The organism is Chlamydia sp. 12-01, from assembly GCF_042234205.1.
In the GTDB taxonomy this organism is placed as follows: domain Bacteria; phylum Chlamydiota; class Chlamydiia; order Chlamydiales; family Chlamydiaceae; genus Chlamydia.
Window position 1 is genome coordinate 320,363 of sequence record NZ_CP114174.1, and the last position, 22,434, is coordinate 342,796.

The window sequence follows — 22,434 nt, forward strand, 5'->3', positions numbered from 1 at the left end:
AAGAATAACTTTATCCCATCAAGCTTCTAGCTAAACTCAGATACATCTGGTTTAATACTTGTAGAGAAGTCGCAACAACTGTCCATTCTTGTTGCATAGATGTTAGGTGCATTTGTAATTCTAACTGATAATTTTGTCCCATATCAGCAAAAGATTGCTGATCAGACTGTATAGTTGCCTGTAGAGGAAACATTCCCCCATTGATAGCATTACCTGATAATCCGGACACTAAAGCATCCTCTAGGATCTCCAAGCGTGCTTGCCATTGATCTTCCCCACCAGTCACCTTAAAAGTTCCAGCAACTGAACCATTATCCACACCTAAAGGAGCTAAATAGTTTTGTAGAAGCACTAAAGATCCAGATATAGCATTGAGATTATCTCTATAGTTATTTAATGAATCAATTATACGGGTACGCTGCTCATTAGTGATCTTCGAATCCTTAGTAACTTTTTCCACCTGTTCTTCTAGGATTTTTTCAGCATTCTGAGTGCTTTTAAGATACGCAGCTGTTTTTTGCCGTTCTGTTTCTAATTTATTTCGAGCACTATCCGCTGTTCCAGGAAATTCATCCTTACCTTTCTGCCCTACAGCAGGCTGCTGACCTACATAACTAGCGAAATTGAAATACGTAGCTGCATTAACGTATTCTGAAATAGCATCTATCATCGCATTTCCGACAGAGGAGCCTAGATTACTATAGTAAAGCTGAGCATAAATACTATTTAAGAAATCCACTTCCTTAGGCATATAACGATCAATTAATACAGAAGCTACAGCCGAAGGTAAAGCCATAGTCTGTAACTCATTAGCCTGAGCAAATAATTGATCTTTATAAAGTTCAGTTTTTAAATCCTGAAAATCTTTGTGCTGATTTTGGGTCTCTTCTACTTTAGATTGAAGTTTTGCTGCTTCTGTTTCAGCTAAACCCTTAAATGAGAAATAGGCCCTAGCAGTAGCTTCAGCATGACTATTCGCAGCCTTTGTTATATTGGGTAAAAACCCTATACTACCACGATTCAAAAGAGATTTATTGATAGATACCGTACCGTTTTGTTGCGAATAAATTGTATAACTCTCTTTATTGTTATTATTAGGAATGAATGTTCCATTTGCCGTATAAATTCTATCCATTGTTGATCTGATAGTTGAAGCTAGAGCAAATGTCGTTGTATTTTCAACTTCCTTAGCAGCCTCGTGAACTGCGTCACCAACTTCACTAAGAGTTGCTGTAGGTTTATCAGCAAGAACCGTTGAGGCAACAAAATAAGCCCAAACAGCAGCTATATATTCCTCTCCCTTAAAAGTAGAGATAGCTTTCACAGCATTATTAACTAATGTTTGTTGTTCTGCTGTTAGATCATTGAACCTAGAATTAATAGCTCTTACCGTTTGTAATGCTCCAGCCATGGCAGCACTACTAATCTCAGAAGTCACTTTTCCTAAGTCAATAGGAGCAAATACCCCCATTAAAGAGGCAACTAAACTCGATACCTGAGCAAAAATAGCTTCTTGGTGACGGTTCACAAAAATAGTCGCTTCAATAACGATATTAAAAGATTCTACAGCTGATACTTGATCCTTATATAGATAAGAAATCTGAGCGCACAAACCAATTTTATCATTCCTCGACAAAGCTGATATGCTGATTGTATCTGCTAGTTGATCCCCAACAACATCTATACGATCTAATCTCTCCTGATCATATGTTCTTACTGAGGATTGTAAACCATCTAATTCTGTCTGTATCTCTAGGAAAATACTAAATTCTTCTTCTGTTAGCTTAGATTTTACTACAGTAAGAACATCTTTTAATCCCTCAACACGACCATCAGCAAAAATTTGAGCTAACTGAGTGGCATTGCCATACTTAGTTGATAGCTGATTTATGAAGTCTGTTTTTTGACCACCCGTAAAAATAGTAGCCCGTTGAACAGTAGTGAAAATCTGTGTAGGAAGAGCATATAGAGACTCGAAATCTTTATTGGTCAAGTTTGTGCCCGCAGTAACCAAACGATTTACTTCTGTTTGGATTTTTTGAAGAGCTTGTGCATCTGCAGACGATGATTGTCCATTCGCAGCTTGAACAATCTTATTAACAACCTCTTGTATCCCCTTTAGTAAGTTATGTGCCCACTGTTGTTTAGTAGCATTATAGAAAGGATCTTCTGTACGCGGACCATTACTCTCTCCCACAGAAGATGTAGTAGCTACTACCGCGATAGGTGAGTGTAGATCCGATAAAGGTTTATGATGAACAGCAACGGTATGACTCTTCTTACTCACCACTTGATCTTCTTTTTCAGACCTATGAAGCTTTTCTATTAACTGTCGGTATTTCTCATCAGATTTTTGATCTAAAATACACATCAAATGCTGCACAATATGGCGCTCAATTTCAGTTCTTTCGTAATGAAAAATGCTCTCCAATAACCGATGTCTTTTTTGTATTGAATCAGAACAAGGTGTTATTGGTAATTTTTTATAATTTGCTGAAACAGAATAACTATTGGTGATATCCATACGGAGAACAGTCTTGTTAACTTTTATTTTTAATAAAATTAACATGAAAACTATTTTTATAATTAATCAAAAATAAATAGTTTTTCTTAAAAACAAAACAAACAGCATTATAAGGAAAATAAAAAAATTTAATTAAAAAGCAGAATAGAAAAAAAGTTCTTAAAATAAGAAAATAAAATAAAAATTATAAAAAATAATTTCTATGTCTTCTTTTTATATACAGAACAGGCCTAAAACAGTTTCCGGTGATGGTTTATTTAATATTAAGTTAAACCATAAGTTTTCTAATTTTGATCCTAAAGCACAACCAGCTATAGACATAGAAACATTGAATTCTGGGCTATATGTTTTAAAACGTTTAGCATCCATAATAGAAGCTGGCAATGTCCAAGCCTCTATGTTGTTAAATCCCAACAACACTATATTCCCCTCCCCGCCCGTATCTCCTAAACGCCAAACAAGTAGTAATCCAAATCCTGCTCCGGGGAATTCTAAAACTATCGCAAGCATTCAAGGAGAAACAGCTGTAAATCTTGTACCTCTTATCCTTGATGGTTTAGCTACTTTTATGTCTTCGACTCCAGATGTTAATTTGATACAAATATCTTCTGTAAGTCTTGCAATCACTCTAATTACTCCTCTTAAAGGTAATGCTTCTCTTAATTCTGAAGAGCAAACCAGAGTATTCGGAAACTGCTATCAACCAAGCAAGCAAGATATTCTTGATCAAATCAAAAAAGAACAAGCTATCGAAATTAAAAAAGGTCAAGACAAGCTATCAAATAAACTTGAGAACGCAGGATTAACTCAAGAAGAGATTAAGAAAGCCTTGGATGAATACGCTGATCAATTCGTATCAGACTTCTTCGATGCTCATGTAAAAAAACAATTCATGGCATATCGCTCATCTATTGGAGGGGAAACCCTTAAAATGATGAAGAGCATGAAAGCTCTTGAGACAGAAGTCCCTGCTCCTACTAAAGATAATGCTTCAAGTGTTAACGGGATGATAACTTTGCGTGCTATTTTCAATGGATTGACTGATGCTGTTAATAAGGCACCTGCACTTGGAGGAACTGGAGAAGTTATTAAAACTCAGTTGGCTTTGAGTAGTTACCTTACCCTAACTACATTAGATAGCAACGCTTTAACTAAAATTTATCAAGCAACTCAGCTTCCCAGTAAAGCTACTTTAGATTTATATCTAACATCCAGAGATGCCGCTATATACCGAGAGGGAATCACAGGAGCGTATCAAACCGCTATACAAAATCTGACTCTAGTACGTTCTTCAATAGAAAATGAAAAACAGACCTTAGAAAATCAATTAGCGGCATTTCAACAGACTGTAAGCTGTTATACTGCCTGGGTGAATGAATCAAAAAATATTATAGCTGGGAAAGATTATACTTCTGTTCTTGTAACAGCTGCAATGGAGGCTAATGCGGGTCTGACTAGTTTATCTCAAATGCGAGGAAATTTAACAACAGAAGAACAAAAAATTTTTGATACACATGTTCCTAATTATTTAAACCTTACAGTAGGCAACGGAACCTCTGTAACTAAATTCATCGCAAAGATGAATGCATTTCAAGAGATTGCAGAATATACTCTAAATAACGCTATAACTACTGTAGACGCTGTTAAAACGTTCTTGTCTGGAAAAGGTAGTGCTATTAAGAATTACCCGTTTTTTTCTGAAGTCGGTCAAGAAATTATATCAATATCCAATACCTTAACTGATTACGTCCAAAATTCAGGTAATTATCAGATCCCAAATTTTGATAGCTTTGTTCAGAAAGTATTAAAAATCAATTCTCCAGATAATAATTTCCCCACCCAAGCCAGCTCTACCTTACAAAATTTTAAAACAGCCGCAGATGCGCATATTAAGCAACTTCAACAACAAATTACAGACCTGGAGAAGAAATACAAAGACTTCAATCCCGCCAACGCTAGTTTTACTGCTGATCGCAAAAAAGCCGTAGAAAGTTGGTTAAATTCCGAAAGTTTAGGCTCTGCTTTTATTTATTTAATTTTGAACTCACAATTACCTAAGCAATCTGCGTTTTTAAATCCGCTCATAGAAGAGATCAACTTCAACAACCTCGCTGCTAACGCTATTAATGATCTTTTAAAAATCACTAATCACTTTTCTACAACTTCGGTATATTACAATCTCTCCTCCTACCTTATCGAAAGTAAAGAAGGCAAAGATTTATTTTGTGGAGATTATTTTGAAACCTGCCTCGCCCTATCTAAAGAAAAAGAATACATCGCTCGTGATACCGACCGCTGTCGACGTGCTCAAACTTTGGTTGGAGTTTTGTTAGACAAAATTAATAAATTACCCAATATTTCCTCATCTCAGAAATCTGAAATGCTCAATGCAACTTCCAACTACAAATACTCTCTAACGATTACATTTAATCAACTTAACCTCTTAAATGCATTGTTATCAAATCTCAATATCCAAGAGCAAAAAAATGGAGATCAGTACAAAAGTACTGTTTTCAAAATTACCGGTCCTAAAGATTGGATCCCGACTTTAGCTTCCTTAGAAGGTTTTATTTCTAATGGATTTCCTAACATAACACCCACGGGTGGCTTAGGACCTTTGTTTACTCAAATACAAGCTGACCAGCAAGACTACACTACTCAAGGACAAACCCAGCAGTTAAACTTGCAAAATCAGATGACTAACGTGCAACAAGAGTGGACATTAGTATCTACATCCATGCAAGTACTGAATCAGATCCTTTCCAAGCTAGTAGGCGAAATTTACCCCAATTAGATAACTTAACTGAAATAGGGAACCAATAGGTTCCCTATTGCTTTCTTCTACTCTCTCTATCTTTTTAGATTCTTCGTATTTGGTATTATAAAAATTGAAGCATAGAAAAAGCCCGCCTTGCGAACAAAGCGAGCTTTTTTGGGAACAAATCTTCCTAGAAAATTCTTAATTTTACTGCAAGTATCCCGAGAATAGTGATGCTATGTTCACTAATACTTGCTGGATAAACAGAGGCTGTTTCTCAAACGCAGCTTCTTTCGCTTCAGCGAGTCTTTTTGACCCACGAGCAAATTCATCTTCAAGTTTAGCGATAAACTTCTGCGTAGCATCATTAGAAATCTGTACATGAGGATAACCCGACTGCGGAGCTTTTGTAACTGCAGAGGTTAGCTTTTGTTTGATTTCTTCTTCATTCGCTTGCGGATTATTTTGTAATACACCTAGCAATGTTTGTAACACACCCACTGAAGCGTAAACATCGCCAAGAGTATGGCTATTTCCTGCTATAGTTCTTGCAAAACGTTGAGCAGCACTATCGTTGTCACGAGGTTGAGTTTCTGTTCTAGAAACCGTCCGCGTTAGTGCTGGAGTAGACGTACGATCTAAAACCTCACGATTAGATGCGTTACTACGTGAGTAAATATCATTTAGAGATTGGTACGCTCCATAACCTGCAGATAAGGAATCTGCATATGATTTAGAGCTTGAAGCAGTAGATCCTGTTTTGTAAAGCTGCTTTACAGCTGATCCACCTTGATTTGCAGAAGCAATCGGGGTTCCTGTAGAAATAGAAGCTGCCGTTGTTATTGCCCCCAAAGCATTGATCATGCCATCTTGACCAGCAGTTCCTTGAAGAGCGTCTTGTAAAGCTTGTTGGATTTCTTGCAGTTGTGCTGTTGCTTCTGCATCTGCAGGATTTATCTGAGTTGATAAGTCGGTCACTTGATTCAGAACTTCTTCTAACGGCGCTGTAAAGTCAGAATTTTGCGCATGGAAGTTGTCAATCATGTTTCTGAAACCCTGCATGATTATTGCTGCAGTTTCGTTATCCACATCAGCAAGTAACATGGATACACGCACTTCCCCTAAGGTAGGTCCACGATTTTGAGAAGATCCCACACTACTGGGAGCCCCAGGACCTCCAATAGGTATATCGCTACCACCGCTAGGCTTAACATTAAGAATGTCTTTCGCTGCTTGCTGTTGTTCTTTCAAAGCAGCTTGGAGTATTGGAGAATTTGGAGCAAGTTTAAGAGCATCCTCTATAATTTTCTTTGCATTTTCAATAGTTTGCTTGGAAGCTTCTATATTTGCGGGACTGTTATTTGCCTGTGCCTGCCCAACGGCTGCGGTACTATTTTTCCCAGCACTATAACCATTTAATATAGCGTTAGCTAGTGTAGTAACTTCTGTTGCGGATGAAGTGATTTTAGTCTCCAAATCATCTATTACAGGATAAGTAACTCCAGCTTTCTTCAATTCTTCAATAAGTGCTGCTGCTGCTGCTTTATTGACTTCTACTTGTCCCGCAGCACCCGTAACCTGATCGATAGATGAAGTGGTTTTTATTGCATCCAGAAGCTTTTGGTTCTCTGTAAGAATAGAACCTAGCTGATTAATTTTATCAATCGTCTCCTGTTTAGCTGCAAGATTAGTCTTTAATGTAGCAACTGTAGCTTTTTCCTCGTCAGTAGTAGCTAATTTGTCCATATAGGTAATAGCTTCTTGCAATTCCTGTAAAGCAGTCTTGAACTGATCATAAGTAGTCGCACTTTGTAAAGCAGCTTTCGCACTATCTGCTTGAGTCTTAGCTTCATCAAAAGTTGAAGGAATCGTTTTTCCTGAAAAGAAAGCAGAAATCTTATCGAAAAGATCTGACAGAGATTTCCGAGCTGAACTTAAAAATCTCAGTCGTCCTACAGTTTCTACGGAAGGCTGAGACGGTCCGGGCTTGCCCGCGGCTCCGGATATCGCTTCAGCTTCTGAGCTGCGATTTGCTGCACTAGCCTCCATACCTAAGGTAGATAGGTCTGCAGGAGCAATGTTTGTTGATTCATCTATAGGGCCGACAGGATTAACCATAATAATAAAAAACTAATAAAATCTTTTCTTCATTATAAAACATAAAAAAAAAGCTCACATCTTTTAATTAGATGTGAGCTATTTTTAAAGATTTTATTAAAATCTAATTAAAATGCAGAAATTAACCCGAGATCAAACTTCCTATAAGTGAAGTCACTACCTAAGCGGCTATCTGCAGGCTTGGAGTAAGCTCCATAGGCTCTGAAAGATAGGGAATCTGTGATTCCATACATAAGAAGGTAAGAGGCACCTTTATAGTTTGTAAATCCGTTAGCTTCTTTTGGATCGAAATTTCCAGCAATTGCTTGAGCGAACCAATACTTTAGCTGATTTCCTCGGCCGATACCGGAAACATCAATTTCAGGAATTGCCAAAGCTTCCACATATTCATAACGTAGTGTTGCTGACCAGTCTCCAGCTTTTCGTAATCTACCTAAAGTTCCTCCAACGAACCAAGCTCTATTTTGCTTTTCGTTTAAGGTTGTCGTGGTTGCTTTCGCTAAGGTATTTGTCAAATAAGCACCGTAGACATACAAAGGTTTTTTCTTTCCATGGAACCAGGGTAATTGAGAGTGTTTGCCAACTAACCATTGCCATACGCAATATTTATATTTCAAATTAGCGGCAACAGGTCCTGTTGCTGTTTTTGTAGGATCTGGAGCATCTGCAGGAGAGAAGGAATTCCAATCAATAACGCTACATTTTACAGAAAAGTTCCCAGGTAATCTATTAACGATACCTTCAACAACCCATGCATAATGTTTTTTCGCCATATTTACTACGAAAGGTCCACCATGAATGATTACATTGTAAGGGAAACGTTCGCTAAGACGGCGAGTCGCATAAAGATGGAGACCATCAAAGTTACTATTAAATTGAACTTCTGATTCAAAAATACTTCCTAAAGAAGAACGACCTATTTCTGCAAAGAGCTCTGTACGAGTTTCTGAATCTTCGTAGAAGCGATATCCTAAGAACGCTCTATCGATATCCATACCAGCAGCTGAAGATTCCCCTCCAGCAATTGCTGCCCAACTCATTTCTGATGTTAACCAAGTTTTATCAGCATTGTAATCTACATAAAGATTGAATTCACTACGATAGCGGTTTACTGGTAACGGCTTATACTTATCTGGCTGGGCAGGGGGCGTTTTAATATCTTCTCTAGCATGAATCCACTTAACACGTACATCACCAGCTAATCTTAAAACTCCACCTCGTTTTCTTGTTTCTACGAAACCGCGAGTATCTAAATACGCCTTCACGTCATCTAAATTCATAAACGTTTGAGAATCGTTCTTTCTCTGCATTCCAGAAGGTGTATCTGCAAACCCTTGAGACACTACTGTCGTTAGGGTCATACATACTAACCATTGATAAATATATTTTTTCATAGTTTCCTTAGCGTCGATTTAATTATTCAATAGGAGAAGATCGAAAAGGATGATTATTTGGACAACCCTAACGAAACAGTTGCAAATGAGAAAGGAGGAAACAACTCGCTAATTCTGACTATCTTGCATAATTGGTGAATTATGCAAAGAGCTTCGGCGTCCTTTCCAATATTGAAAAGATGTTAAGTTTACAAGATCTTCTACCCGAAGCAGTTTTGCAAAACCAAACAAAAAAGCCAAGAAAATGACGCTTTCCGAGAAAAAAGCAGCGCTCTGCGCTACAAACGATGATAAGGGCCAAGCTAATGGTGTAATAGGATTAAGGAAAATTATATATGTAGTATGTGTAAGAATATTAACTCCTAGAGTAACTATGGAGGCTAAACATGTGACGCCAATAACCTTTATAGAACGCTTAAAGGTGATCCACATTAATCCAGAATATGCAGGATGTTTTTTTGATGCATATTGCCAAAGAAAATACAATTGTATCCAGGAAACAACAGAAGTAGCGTAGGCTAGTCCTGAAACATGTTTTATCAACCAACAACCAAAAACTACATTGAGTATCATATTAGCTATAGCAGCTATGATCCCGATAACTAGGGGTATGGTATAGTGACGTCGTGCATAAAAAAGTACAGAAATCAAAGGAATAAGTGCCATGGGTATAATACTTCCACTATACCCACGTAGAACCTGTACGATAGCGTATACAGCACTGGTTGGGAATAAACCATGCTCGTAGAGTACACGAACTCCGGGAAGAGCAAGAAGTAATAATCCTACAGTCATAATTACCATTACAGAAACGGTAAGATTCAAAGCGAACTTCATGAGCTCGTAACCTTCTTCGTTATTATCTTCTTGAACGCATCGAGAAATAGAAGGCAAGAGAACAGTAAAGACGCCTAAACCGAATAGGTGTACAGGTAGTTGTTGGATCCGTATTGAATACATCAAGTATAGTGGGCCAACTTCATGTATGTAGCGTGCTAGGCACATATCAGTTAGAAGATTGATCTGGAAAACTCCCATAGAGAGTAGTCCTAAAGATAGTGGAGCTATCAAAGCTCTTATACTATCTCGTTCTTTAGGAGGAGTTGTTGCTGTCCCTAAAAACTTCCTTACTCCAGGTACAGTAACAAACCATTCTAAAATAAACCCTATAACAAGAATCACCGACAACCCGACAATGCGTTGTCGTGGATCACTATGTCTCGCAAGAAACACTGTAAGAATCCAAAGTACATTAACAACAGCGGGCGCTAAACCAACGCTAAGAAATCTTTTCTCACAATGTAGCAAAGTAGAGTTTACCGTGTACATCATAAGAAATATTCCCGATGGCAGCAGAATCATCGTTAACTGCAGAGCATCAGCTGTATTGCCTTGGGCATAATATAGCCATATCCCCAGACCTATTTCGATAATTAGCGTAAATGCACACGCATTAAGACAGAAAAATCTTGAAAAGCTTCTAAAGAAAAATGCCGCGCGATTTGTATCTTGTGCTCTTAAGAATTCAAAGTGAGGGATGAACGCCAACCCTAAAATGGGTCCTCCAAGAATTTTCCTTAAAAAGAAAATTGTCCTGAATGCCAACCAAAAAGCTGCTACTAAAGGATCAGCTCCAAAATAGGCTGCCATAACAATTTCGCGTAACATTCCAGTTACACGACTACAAAAGGTTCCTGACAATAAATTAAAAAGTGAACTGGCTACTGATCCCTGGCCGTCTTTTTTATTCATTAAAATGTCTTACTCCCTTAATACTTGATTTATCCATAGCAGATAGAGATTTTTGGAGCATTAAAATGCAGGTATTTCCGCCTCCCCAAGTTCCCTTATTAGGTGCTCATACATCCACCGCTGGGGGCCTTCAAAACGCCATTTATGAAGGACAAGAAATTGGGGCTTCTACTATTCAAATGTTTACTGCCAATCAAAGACAGTGGCGTAGACGTCCCCTTACTGATTCTTTAATAAATTCTTTTAAAACAGCTCTTGAAGAAACTTCTCTATCTTATATTATGAGCCATGCTGGCTATCTAATTAATCCCGGAGCTCCCAATCCAGAGATCTTAGAAAAAAGCCGTATCTGCATACAGCAGGAGATTCAGGATTGTATATCTTTAGGAATCAATTTTGTTAATTTCCATCCTGGTGCAGCTGTCAATGATACTAAAGAAGCCTGCTTAGATAGGATTGTTTCAAGTTTTTCCTTGGTTGAGCCTTTATTTGAAGACTCCCCTCCTCTTGTCGTTCTTTTTGAAACCACTGCGGGTCAAGGAACCCTTGTCGGAAGTACTTTTGAAGAACTTGGCTATCTAATAGACAAACTTAAGCACAAAATCCCTGTAGGAGTTTGCATAGATACTTGCCATATCTTTGCTGCTGGTTACGATATTACCTCTCCAGAGTCTTGGAAGCAAGTACTCAAAAATTTTGATGATGAGGTAGGTCTATCATATTTAAGAGCTTTTCATCTTAACGACTCCATGTTTCCCCTCGGAAAACACAAAGATCGCCATGCACCTCTTGGAGAAGGAGACATAGGTATTGAAAGTTTTAAATTTCTTATGACTAATAAACATACTCGGATGATCCCTAAATATCTAGAGACTCCTGGGGGTCCAGATTTATGGGCCAAGGAAATTCGCCGATTACAAAGCTTTCAGAAATAAAAAAAAGAAATTAAAAGCGTCAACTAGGTTTAGTTGACGCCTCTCTTTTTGGAAGAAAGAAATTTTCTTTATGTTCTATGAGATAAGAACTCACATACAACAGAAATGTCAACAGGCAGAGGAAGCTGCGCTTCTATTTGATCTTGTTCTGGAGACATTAAAAGTTCTCCTTTGAAATTGCTCTTATCTATAGAAATGTAGGATGGCAAAGCACTTTCATCTTTATTTTCCAAAGATTCTTGAACTGACTGTAATTTTCTGGATTTCTCTTTTAAAGAAACTTGCATGCCAGGACGTAGGAAAAAAGATCTTCTATCTACTTTTTTCCCATTCACTAATACGTGACCATGAGAAACTAATTGCTGTGCTGCAAAAATAGTCTTAGCAAATCCCATACGATAAACTATATTATCCAGGCGACATTCAAATCTTTCTAAGAACATCTTTGTGACGCTGCCTTGCTTATTAATAACTTCTTTGAAAGCCTTAACAAGTTGCTTCTCTAAAATCATACCATAGCAAGCTTTTAACTTTTGCTTTTCCTCAAGCTGAAGACCGTAGTCAGACTTTTTCTTTCTCTGCATACCGTGCTGACCTGGAGGATGGGGCTTTTTGAGCAGAGGGTTTCGGCTTCTTCCAAAGATATTCGCTCCAAAACGCCTTGCTATTCTATTTTTAGGGCCACAATATCGAGCCATGTATTTTAGTCCTTTATTTAGTCCTTAGAAATTATTCACGCCTACCTGGTCTTTTTAGACGAAGATAGCGGCACTATTTTCGGTATAACTTGGAAGATTTTCTTCGCTAATTAAAGAAAAACGACTACTCATCTACTTGACAAAATACCAAAGAGCATTTTAGTTCCAATCCTAATTTTCTACAATGGAATTATTTCCGAGAATATGCTAGGGTATTTCTTATGAAAAAGAATTATTACGCTTTAGCTTATTATTATTTGACTCGTGTAGATAATCCTCAACAGGAAATTGCGCTGCACAAGGAATTATTTAAAAATTTAGATGTTTCTTGTCGTATCTACATATCTGAACAGGGAATTAATGGCCAGTTTAGTGGTTATCAACCCGACGCAGAGCACTACATGAACTGGCTAAGACAGCGTCCTGGATTTTCAAATGTAAAATTTAAAATTCATCATATTGAAGAAAATATTTTCCCTCGTGTGACTGTGAAATATCGTAAGGAGCTTGTTGCTCTTGGTTGTGATGTGGATCTTTCCACTCAGGGTAAACATATTTCTCCAAAAGAATGGCATGAGAAGCTAGAAGAAAATCGCTGTCTAGTTCTGGACGTAAGGAATAATTACGAGTGGAAAATCGGACATTTTGAAAACGCTGTTCTTCCAGATATTCAAACTTTCCGTGAATTCCCTGAGTATGCCGAACGGTTATCTAAAGAACACGACCCAGAAACTACTCCTGTAATGATGTATTGTACTGGAGGCATACGTTGTGAGTTATATTCTTCTCTCCTTTTAGAAAAAGGTTTTAAAGAAGTTTATCAACTTGATGGTGGTGTTATAGCTTATGGTCAAGCTGTGGGAACAGGCAAATGGCGAGGAAAGTTATTCGTATTTGACGATCGTATAGCAGTGCCTATCGACGAAGCAGATACTGACGTGGCTCCTATTGCCAAATGTTCGCATTGTGAGGTTGATTGCGATACTTATTACAATTGCGCTAATACTGATTGTAACAACTTATTCATCTGTTGTGAAAACTGCGTTGACTCAACAAAAGGATGTTGTTCTCAAGAGTGTTCTCAAGCACCGAGGATTCGCTCATTCTCACCATCTAGAGGAAACAAACCTTTTCGTCGTATGCATCTATGCGAAGGCACGGAAGAAAAGGAAGAAACCTCTAGTTGCTGTTGTTCCTGCTCACATTAAAAATTGATAAGTCTTTCCTTGAGCTAGGTTTCTTCAGTTTGGTTCAAGGATAGGCGATAAGTTTTTCTTCGATAAGAGACTTTATTGCATGACAGTTGAAGATTCTTAATATCAATACCCTGCTCTAGCAACACCTTAGAAAATATTTCAATATTCTCTTCTTTTCCTAAGCAAATTACACATAGATCGGGTTGTTTCTTTAGCAATACCTGCAAATGCTTAGCTTGCAAAACAGCCCAGGCTTCTTTCATGCTATAATCACTTGTTTCATTAAGATCGGAGATGACCGTGGGTACGCAGTAGGAAATTATCCTAGTTGTCCAACCTGGTTGTAATTTCTGATCTAATATTATGACGGTGCTACGTATAGTCTTTGGCAGCATAGCTAACACACGGCGCACTTCTTGATAAGAATGGGTGCAAACCATGTAACAAACAGGAACAATCGATTTAGGAAGTTTAAGATAGCTTCCCAGCTGCCTTACTAATACTGCGCTAAGTACCAAACGATACACTAGCTCTTTCCAAATCCATAGAATCCATAAACCTATACAGAAAATGATGATCCCGATATACAAGAAGCTCGTCTCTGGAGGCAAACTCAGGCCTGATCCTAAAATTCTTACGATCCCTGCGGCAATCAACACTCCGACAAAATCTAAAAAATTATTTGCAGCTAGAATTTGTCCACGCTTATGTTCGGGGCTAGCGTACTGTACATAAGCATGCAGAGGTACTTGATATACCCCACCTAAAAATCCTAAAAGAAGAAGGAAAAACATCACGCCAATTAAAGAACAGGAGACTGCATAAAGTCCCATGAAAGCAATGCCCAGACCTAAAGTCATGATAGGCACATAACCTAATTTAATGTCTTTCCCAGAAAGCCATCCTGTAATATAGGATCCAATCCCAACACCTAAAGCTACAAGAGGGAATAAATAACCTCCGTAATGCTTAGGGTAGCCTAAAGTAAATTCTACAAAAGGAATAATCTCTACTTGTGTATAAGCCCCAACCAGAAGGAAAAGAGCAACGAGGAAAATAGATAAGGTAAGGTAATGTACGTGACGTGTATCTTTCAAGATCTCCCAGAGATCTTTAAAACTTACGTAAGTGATTTTTTGACTGCGATTTTTAACATTGCTAGGTCGTATTCGTAGAGAAACAAATGTACTTATGATCGAAGAAACAACACAAAATGATGTTGAAAGTACATAACAATTGACTGCGAGATTCTTTGTAAGATCGACAAGTAAAGGGGCGAAACAGGATCCTAAAATACTTCCTGTATAAGTAACAGCAGTCATTACACCATTGGCTTTAGATAAATAATCTAAAGGCAACATCTCCGGAAGGATCCCCATTTTCGCAGGACCAAAAATGGCTGTATGACTTGCCATGAGGATTAAAACTACATAACCCCCAATTGCAGATTGTACATAGAAGAAATATAATCCCAGCGATGTACAGACAATCTCAACGAGGCGTGTAGCTAAGATAATATTTCGTTTCTGATACCTATCTGATAAACTTCCAGCTAAGGGTGCTAGCAATAGAAACGGTAAAGCAAAGCATAAACTTACGTAGGATAATATCTTCGCGTTCTCTGTTAAACTTTTTCCTTCAAGAAGGAAAAACACTAAAAGAAACTTGTAGAGATTATCATTTAATATCGTAAGAAAATGCGTTATTACTAAAGCACGAAAAGATTTTTTCTGTATTGATATATCCATGAATGCGACCAAACATAGTCAGGCAATTTTTAGCAACTCTCCCATTCACCTATTAGCTAAACTTGCAGAAGATCTATTTTCTACTTATCAACAGCCATTTACTAAAAGATGGATTCTTGTTGCCAATACAGAAATAGGGCATTGGTTACGTAGAGAACTTACTAATGCTACAAGTAACCACATTTTCATGGGGTCGACTATTTTCTCTTCTTCTGACTCCCTTGTCAAACATTTATTCGCTGAAGTTTGTCATGAAAAACCTTTAATTCCTGACTATATAACACTTCCTCTATTTATACACGAGTTGCTAAATATTACTCACCCGTCAGTCGATATTATACACAGTGAATCTCTACTTTCAGAACCTTCTTATAGCTCAACAAAGAATCTAGCGGGTATTTTTAAAAAATTTTACACATTCTCGCAAGCACCTTCTGAAAGTAATCACTATCATAAAGACTTGTTTTCTCAGTTAGATAGGAATTTTATTCCTACTGAGAAGGTTTTTTCTTCGATATTATCTTCTTTGGATTCTGAAAAACAAAATCGTTCTTTGCATATCTTCGGTTATTCTCATTTACCTAAGCACTTTGCGACTTTTTTTACGGAACTTAGTAACTTTTTCCCTGTTTATTTCTATTGTTTTTCACCAAGTCGGGAGTATTTCGGAGATTTACTTTCTGATAAATCTATTGATTTCCTATGGCGTCAGCTCATAGATCAACCTAATAGAGATGCTTGGGAACATTATGTTTTGGCCGATAGGCAAGCGCTGCTTGCTAACCTCTCTCATAAATCTCAAGCTTCTCAAAATTTCTTTTTAGACAAGGAAGTGCATTATTGCGAAGCTTTTGTAGCTCCTCAAGAAACAACATCTCTGGAAGTTTTACAAAGCAATCTATTTTACCTGCGCCCCAATTCCCCAGAGAGTACTCTAGATAAAGAACAAACTGTAACTATTAGCAAAGCTTTACATCCTTCTAGAGAAGTACATGAAGTGTTTTTAAAAATTTCTTCCTTGTTACATAAAGGTGTACATTCTGAAGAAATTTTTATTTTATCTTCTCAATTAGAAACTTATGAGGTGTTTTTAAAGGCAGTGTTTCAACCACACTTACCTTTATATTTTACTAATTCTACATCAACCTACGCTAGGGATTTAAAAGAGAAATTCTTACTTTTATCATCTATTATACAAACACAGGGCAACCTCTATCGCTTACTTCAACTGCTTACTCACCCACAACTACAAAATCCTATAGAGATAAGTAAGACTCCTCATCTTTTGAAAAGACTTTCTAGTGAGTGGGGAAAACTTTACAAAGGAAACGGAACCCATATCCAAAGCTTGGGTGATAATATTTTAAATGAATATCCTTTTGTTGAGGAATGTGGAAAGGTAAGCCAGATAGAAATCTGGGAACGTATTCTTCCTCTGCTTTACGATTTACAGAAATTTATAAATATTTACTCCACGAATATAGTCCAAACTTATGAAGAGCACTTCATCCACATTGTATCTTCCTTAGAATCGATCTTTATTTTGTCTTCTGAAGAACTATCCTTGATTGCCTCTCTTAGGAATTCTCTTTTCCCAACATTCTCCTCTTCAAAATGTTCCTTAGTATTTTTTACTGATTTTTGTTTGGATTTCTTTGATCGTTTCTGTGGCAATAGCCCTATTTATGACAAGCCTGGTCCTTATGTGGGTTCCTTAGGAGATTTAAGCTTCATTCCCAAAGGTTATACCTTTATTCTTGGGGCAAACAAACACACGCAGGCCATAGATCTGCTAGATCTTGTCGATACGACAACGCAAGAAGAACTCGTGTTCTCTTCTTCTGAAGATGAAGAAAATTTCCATTTCCTTCAGACAATAGTATCTACAAAATATGAACTTCATATCAGTTACCTATCTTCTGCTCATAATCCTGTTTTACCTAGTGCATACGTAAATTATCTTCAGGAAGCTTTAAATCTATCTGTCACTCATCTGTCTTCTAAAGCTTATGCTCCTTCTCTATTTTCTAAAGAAACTTTGGTACATGCCTCACAAGAGTATCATTACAAACTCGCACAGGCATTTTGCTCTACTAAAGAACCTCTGCCTTCTTTATTTCAAATTCCCAAGAATATTACGAATCTTCCAGTTCATTTATCAGTATCACAAATTCTTAAGGCAATTTCTTCTCCCTTGGATTTCTTTTTGAAATCTAACTATCATGTTTCTTTAAGATCTCCCACGATATTAGAAACTAGAGAAAAGCTCTTTCCAACAAAAAAGCAGGTTATGCTTTTTTGGGAAAATCAGCTTCTCTATACACCTGGAGACATTCCGAATAATTACCTATCTTCGTTTTCCAAAGAGATATTCACCTCTTACGATGAACTTATAGAAAAATGGCTAGAAAAAGCACGTTTAAATCCGCTGACAACACCGTATTCGGTAATTTTTTCTTCTTCTTTATTCCATGATCATCTTCATGACCAAGACCAAGTTCTTCCACCAGTTTGTGTAAGCATGAACAATAAAGAAACTTTTCTACATGGAAGATTCTTCGGGATATTCTCCAACGGTATATATTTATGTTCTATCGATCCTACAGCTAAGACAAGAAAAACAGTGAAAAAAATAAGATCCCTTCCAGAAAACTCTTTTGAAATGCAAAATTATTTGAAAGCTTACATAGCTATAGCGATGTTGCAACAATCCAATGCTGTTGCAAAACACGCAATCTTAAGAAATATTACCTCTCAAGACACTTTCGAAGATCTTCCACTACCTTTTTCCGATCCTGAGAAATACCTAAATCAAGTCCTGCAAGTATATCAGATGATGAAAGATCATCCTATTCCTTTAATTTCCTCTGAATGTTGGAAATTTCTAGATAATTCTGAGAAATTTCATGAAGCTATACGCACTACTATGGAAACAGACGCGAATAATCCTGCCTTATCGCTTTTTTGGAAATTTCACAATCGTGATTATCAAGATCAATTCACAATAAGTGAAGAGCAGCGTTTACTGATTCTTTCTCTATTTAGGGATACACATGAAACCGTTTGATATTTTTCATCCTCAAACATCTATTCATGGGAAATATTTCTTAGAAGCTTCTGCCGGCACAGGAAAGACATTTACTATTGAACAAATTGTATTACGTTCTCTTTTAGAAGGTTCTGTTCCACATATTGAAAATATCCTCGCAGTGACATTTACAAACGCTGCAACTAATGAATTAAAACTCAGAATCCAAGACAATCTTAAACACGCATTATCCCAGCTAAAATCTGCCCTTAAAGATCCCTCAGCACCTCTTCCTCCTTATCTAAAGGACACTTACGATGTAAAACAGCTTTACATGCAGGTGCGTAATGCTTTGGCGACTATAGATCGCATGGCGATCTATACTATTCATGGATTTTGCAATCATGTTTTACAGCGGCATTTTCCTGAAATGCAAATGACACAAAAAAATGCCGCTCTCACGCATTCACAATCTGTTTTCCATCACATTAGAAAATATCTATCTCAAGATCTCTGGCGCTCAGTTTTATTTCCTGAGCAATTTTACTTACTTGCAGCTAAATATAATTCTAATTCCAAACACACATCTTTTTTAACCGATAAGCTACTTTCTAGTTATACATTACAGACTTTTGAGCATTTATCTTCAAAAAGCTTTACTTTAGATTCACTGAAGTTGTGGCACAATTCTATTCGATTTAAAATACAAGACATCCCTGAGAAAGAATTTCTAGAGCAATTACTTCAGTATAAAGACAGCTTTAAAAAACAACCTTTTTCTATAGATGAAGATCTTCAGCTCTTTGTAGAATACTTGTACACTGAAGAGACATCCATACGCTTGTTTTCTTTCTCTAAAATTGCAGAAACTTTCCATCCTAAAAACCGTTTAGTACGCTATCAGCCGTCTAGAGCTTTTAGCTATATAGAAGAGACCTCTTGGCTTCACCATACTGAGCAATTTTGTAATATAGATCTCATCTTTAATACCCTACTTCGAGATTTGCAACTGTATTTAAAGAATCATTATACGTGGTGGCTATCTCCCGATGAGAGCATCTTGGCTTTAGAAGATATTCTGCTCTCCTCAAGATCTGAAGAAATCATAGAAGCTCTAAGAAAACGCTTTCAGTTAGTATTAATCGATGAATTCCAGGATACCGACAGGAAACAATGGAATATCTTTTCAAAGCTATTTGCAAATGATGCTTTCTCAGGATCCCTATTTCTAATAGGTGATCCAAAACAATCTATTTATGAGTGGAGAAATGCAGATCTCGCTACGTATCTAAAAGCTAAATCAACATTTCCTAAGTCCGCACAGCTGCATCTTATAAATAACTATCGCTCTACCGCACGACTTATGGAGGCGATTAACCTTCTCTTTTGTAAATGCTCACCATTTCTAGAAATCTCAGGTTATGAACCTATAGAATATCATCCCTTATGTCCTCAGAGCTCTGAACATTTCGATAATTCTCAGCATTCTCCTATACACTTCTTCTCCTATGATGATATTGCTGATCAGGCTGCATGGATTTCCCAGACTGCTTCTTCTTTACAGGCTACTCACAATATTCCATTGGGACGGATGGCAATTTTAGTATCGGACTCTACTCAAGCTTTTGATCTCATTACCCATTGTAGTATCCCTGTAGCATTTTCTAAGAACAAATCGATATTTCATCTTACTGAGACCTATTTGTTAACTCTAGCATGGCTAGAAGCTATTCTTCATCCAGAAAGTTACGAGAAAATACAAAGAGTATTATTAAGCAGTCTTTTCCAACATGATCTTAGCGATATTATAGAACAGAAAGAGCTCTACTCTACATATTTCTTTTCACTTCGTAGTTACATTTTTGATCATGGGATTTTAGCAACTTTTTATCACTTTATGACACTTCAAGGAGAAGCATTATTAAAAACACCACAAGGGGAGCTTACTTTCCAGGAAATGGAACAGCTTTGTGCTTACTTAGATACAATTTCTTCTCATCCCCAACATCAATTACTCTATCTACAATATTTCTCTGAAACTGGACGCTGGGAAGAAAATCTTTCTTTCTCTTCATATTCCGAAGATACAGAAATATTAAAGATTACCACCATTCACTCGTCTAAAGGATTAGAATACGATGTTGTCTTTTGCCCAGGATTGGATAAGTCTAAGAAAAACAAAAGCGCATCAGAATGGATACGGGAGATGTATGTCGCCTGCACACGAGCAAAAAAACAACTTTTTATCCCTATACAAAACTCTTCGAATTCACGACGCAATTCAGCACTGACGAACTATGTAAAACTTGAAGGTTCTCATAATTCTATTATTGATCTAGCACAACAGTTAGCAAAAGAACATCCTAATCTTTTTTCTCTATCAACTACAGAAACTGGCGCCAAATCCATCGAGCCTATTTATGAAATGATTCCACCAACCACTTTTACATTACCCATGGCTCCTGGTAGGCAAATCTTTTCTTTTTCCTCTGTAAAACTCATATCGGATAATGAAGTTTCTTTAGATAATGATGCAACAAAACTTGTAATTTCTTCCGTTCTCCCTAGAGGAAGAAAAACAGGAATTATTATTCATAAAATCTTAGAGAACATTTCACCAAATTTTAACATTCCTTTTTCTAAGATCTTATCCACAGTCACGCATTTCATTAAAAATACTCATTTAGAAGGCTATGAAGAAACTATCTCACAAAAGCTCGCAATAACATTTTCTTCTCCATTATCCTTTGCTACGAAATCTTTCTCTTTAAAAGATATCTGTCCTAATAAAATAGTCAGCGAAGAGTCCTTCTTATTTTCTAATAAAGAACAGTTATGGCAAGGAGTAATCGATCTATTTTTTGAACATGACGAGAAGTATTATATTATTGATTGGAAAACATCATTCTTAGGAGAAACAAGTTCAGAATACTCTCAAGAAAATCTTCTGAACTATATAAAAGATCAGAATCTTGATTATCAGGGTGCTATCTATACCCACGCAGCACAACGATTTCTTCAACAATTTGACATCACTAGCAATATAGAGATGGGATTTGTTTTTATCCGTGGTATGGATTCCGAAGGAAATGGATTTTTATGTCTATCGAATCAAAAAACATCTAATCCCACAATAGACCAAAAATATCCGGTCTATCATTAGGATTAAATTCCATAGCGGGAAGAATCAAAACAGAAGAGAGACTTGTTAAATCTTCGGCTAAAGATTTAGCTTCTATTTTATAAGAACATGCGCCCTCTCTAGGACGACAAACCTTGGTAATCTCCGCAACAAATAATCCTGGAGGAAACACACCGTCTAATCCTGTTGTGATTAAAATATCTCCAACATGAAGACTTTTTCCATTAGAAAAACAAAATCCCTCACCATGTAAAACTAGTGTTTCGTCTTTCCACAAAGGGCCGCCACTACCCGACAACGTACCACGTAAAAGTAAGGAGTTTTCAGCACCACATTGTATGGACGTATTTATCTCTTCTAACTGATCAATCTTTTCATATTTATCTTTTTCAAGAATATAGGAATTAGAAAGGCGTTCTAGATGTTTCGTAAGACTGTATATCTGATCTTTTACAATCCAGGCTTGTATTCCTCCACGAATAGCAATTACCGAAGGCTGCATACCTACATCAGTAATTAAACGGATGCGTGATTGCTGCTCTCCTACATAATCTACTAGACCAACAAGAACCTTGCCTGACAACACTGGAGAGTTTTTTTGTATTTTTTGATCTTTGCCTACATTGACCCAACAAGAACTTCCCCAGTGAGCGGGATCACGGTAAATAACGCGACTAGAAATTAACTTACGAAAATAAGGAGATAAGATCTCTGAAAATAAAGGAGGTGTATAATTAGCAACCTCATAAGCTTGTAAACGCTCCTCTAAAATAGCAATGCGATCTTTTAAGATAATATTCTCAACATCTTGAATAGCATAATCTGTAGAAGAAACATCAGTATGTTTAAAAAAAACACGCGCATGCAAAGCTATGAAATACTTTTGAATATTTTCATAAAAAGGTCTTGGTAAAGACCAACACAAAATAACACTCAGAGCAATCACTAAATAGACATATAGCCTGTTTTTCCTATGACGACGATAAGCAACAGAGCCTGCTGTTTTAATCGCAGAACGATGTCCATCTGATTTTTTAATCGCACACATATTTCTTAATATTGTCGTATTAACACAAGATCCAATCTCTCTTCAAGTTACATATATTACATTTAAAATATGTAACTTATAAGGTTTAACCCT

General features: G+C 37.0%; 12 protein-coding genes. 5 read left to right on the forward strand and 7 right to left on the reverse strand.

Going from position 1 to position 22,434, the window contains the following annotated elements; genetic code table 11:
* Positions 1–10 precede the first annotated feature (10 nt).
* Positions 11–2,524, reverse strand: a complete 2,514-nt coding sequence (locus O1W69_RS01450; RefSeq protein WP_375793983.1) for a CT620/CT621 family type III secretion system effector — start codon at positions 2,522–2,524, stop codon at positions 11–13.
* Between the two features lie 202 nt (positions 2,525–2,726).
* Between O1W69_RS01450 and O1W69_RS01455 the strand changes: the two genes are divergently transcribed.
* A complete protein-coding gene (locus O1W69_RS01455) occupies positions 2,727–5,318 on the forward strand; it encodes a CT620/CT621 family type III secretion system effector (protein ID WP_375793750.1) in 2,592 nt (863 codons plus the stop codon).
* Positions 5,319–5,489: 171 nt separating this feature from the next.
* On the opposite strand, the gene O1W69_RS01460 is transcribed toward O1W69_RS01455, so the two are convergent.
* The 3 genes from O1W69_RS01460 to O1W69_RS01470 all read right to left on the reverse strand — a co-directional run bounded on the left by O1W69_RS01460 (position 5,490) and on the right by O1W69_RS01470 (position 10,546).
* Complete coding sequence (locus O1W69_RS01460; RefSeq protein ID WP_375793751.1) at positions 5,490–7,400, reverse strand: cell surface protein; 1,911 nt, start codon at positions 7,398–7,400, stop codon at positions 5,490–5,492.
* Positions 7,401–7,507: 107 nt separating this feature from the next.
* The gene (locus tag O1W69_RS01465; RefSeq protein WP_375793752.1) at positions 7,508–8,794 is read right to left on the reverse strand and encodes a hypothetical protein; all 1,287 of its coding nucleotides are present in this window, start codon (positions 8,792–8,794) and stop codon (positions 7,508–7,510) included.
* 108 nt (positions 8,795–8,902) lie between these two features.
* The gene (locus O1W69_RS01470) at positions 8,903–10,546 is read right to left on the reverse strand and encodes a lipid II flippase MurJ (protein ID WP_375793753.1); all 1,644 of its coding nucleotides are present in this window, start codon (positions 10,544–10,546) and stop codon (positions 8,903–8,905) included.
* A gap of 65 nt (positions 10,547–10,611) precedes the next feature.
* Here O1W69_RS01470 and O1W69_RS01475 point away from each other — a divergent pair, with 65 nt between their 5' ends.
* Positions 10,612–11,481 carry a deoxyribonuclease IV gene (locus O1W69_RS01475; RefSeq protein ID WP_375793754.1) on the forward strand — a complete coding sequence of 290 codons (870 nt, stop codon included), beginning with the start codon at positions 10,612–10,614 and terminating at the stop codon, positions 11,479–11,481.
* A gap of 68 nt (positions 11,482–11,549) precedes the next feature.
* Here O1W69_RS01475 and rpsD read toward each other — a convergent pair whose 3' ends face one another.
* Positions 11,550–12,179, reverse strand: coding sequence for a 30S ribosomal protein S4 (gene rpsD, locus O1W69_RS01480; RefSeq protein ID WP_375793755.1), 630 nt, complete (start codon positions 12,177–12,179; stop codon positions 11,550–11,552).
* Between the two features lie 221 nt (positions 12,180–12,400).
* Here rpsD and O1W69_RS01485 point away from each other — a divergent pair, with 221 nt between their 5' ends.
* The gene (locus tag O1W69_RS01485) at positions 12,401–13,387 is read left to right on the forward strand and encodes a rhodanese-related sulfurtransferase (RefSeq protein ID WP_375793756.1); all 987 of its coding nucleotides are present in this window, start codon (positions 12,401–12,403) and stop codon (positions 13,385–13,387) included.
* 23 nt (positions 13,388–13,410) lie between these two features.
* Here the strand turns inward: O1W69_RS01485 and O1W69_RS01490 are convergent, their stop codons facing one another.
* Entirely contained in the window at positions 13,411–15,123 is a 1,713-nt protein-coding gene (locus tag O1W69_RS01490; protein ID WP_375793757.1) for an MFS transporter, read from the reverse strand.
* Here O1W69_RS01490 and O1W69_RS01495 point away from each other — a divergent pair.
* Both O1W69_RS01495 and recB read left to right on the forward strand, forming a co-directional pair.
* Entirely contained in the window at positions 15,122–18,190 is a 3,069-nt protein-coding gene (locus O1W69_RS01495) for an exodeoxyribonuclease V subunit gamma (RefSeq protein WP_375793758.1), read from the forward strand. The genes O1W69_RS01490 and O1W69_RS01495 overlap by 2 nt on opposite strands.
* Positions 18,177–21,314: an exodeoxyribonuclease V subunit beta gene (recB, locus tag O1W69_RS01500; protein WP_375793759.1), complete on the forward strand. Its 3,138-nt coding sequence runs from the start codon at positions 18,177–18,179 to the stop codon at positions 21,312–21,314. The genes O1W69_RS01495 and recB overlap by 14 nt, the downstream gene beginning before the upstream one ends.
* Here the strand turns inward: recB and O1W69_RS01505 are convergent.
* The gene (locus O1W69_RS01505) at positions 21,274–22,341 is read right to left on the reverse strand and encodes a rod shape-determining protein MreC (protein WP_375793760.1); all 1,068 of its coding nucleotides are present in this window, start codon (positions 22,339–22,341) and stop codon (positions 21,274–21,276) included. The two genes, recB and O1W69_RS01505, sit on opposite strands and share 41 nt — an antisense overlap.
* Between the last annotated feature and the right edge of the window lie 93 nt (positions 22,342–22,434).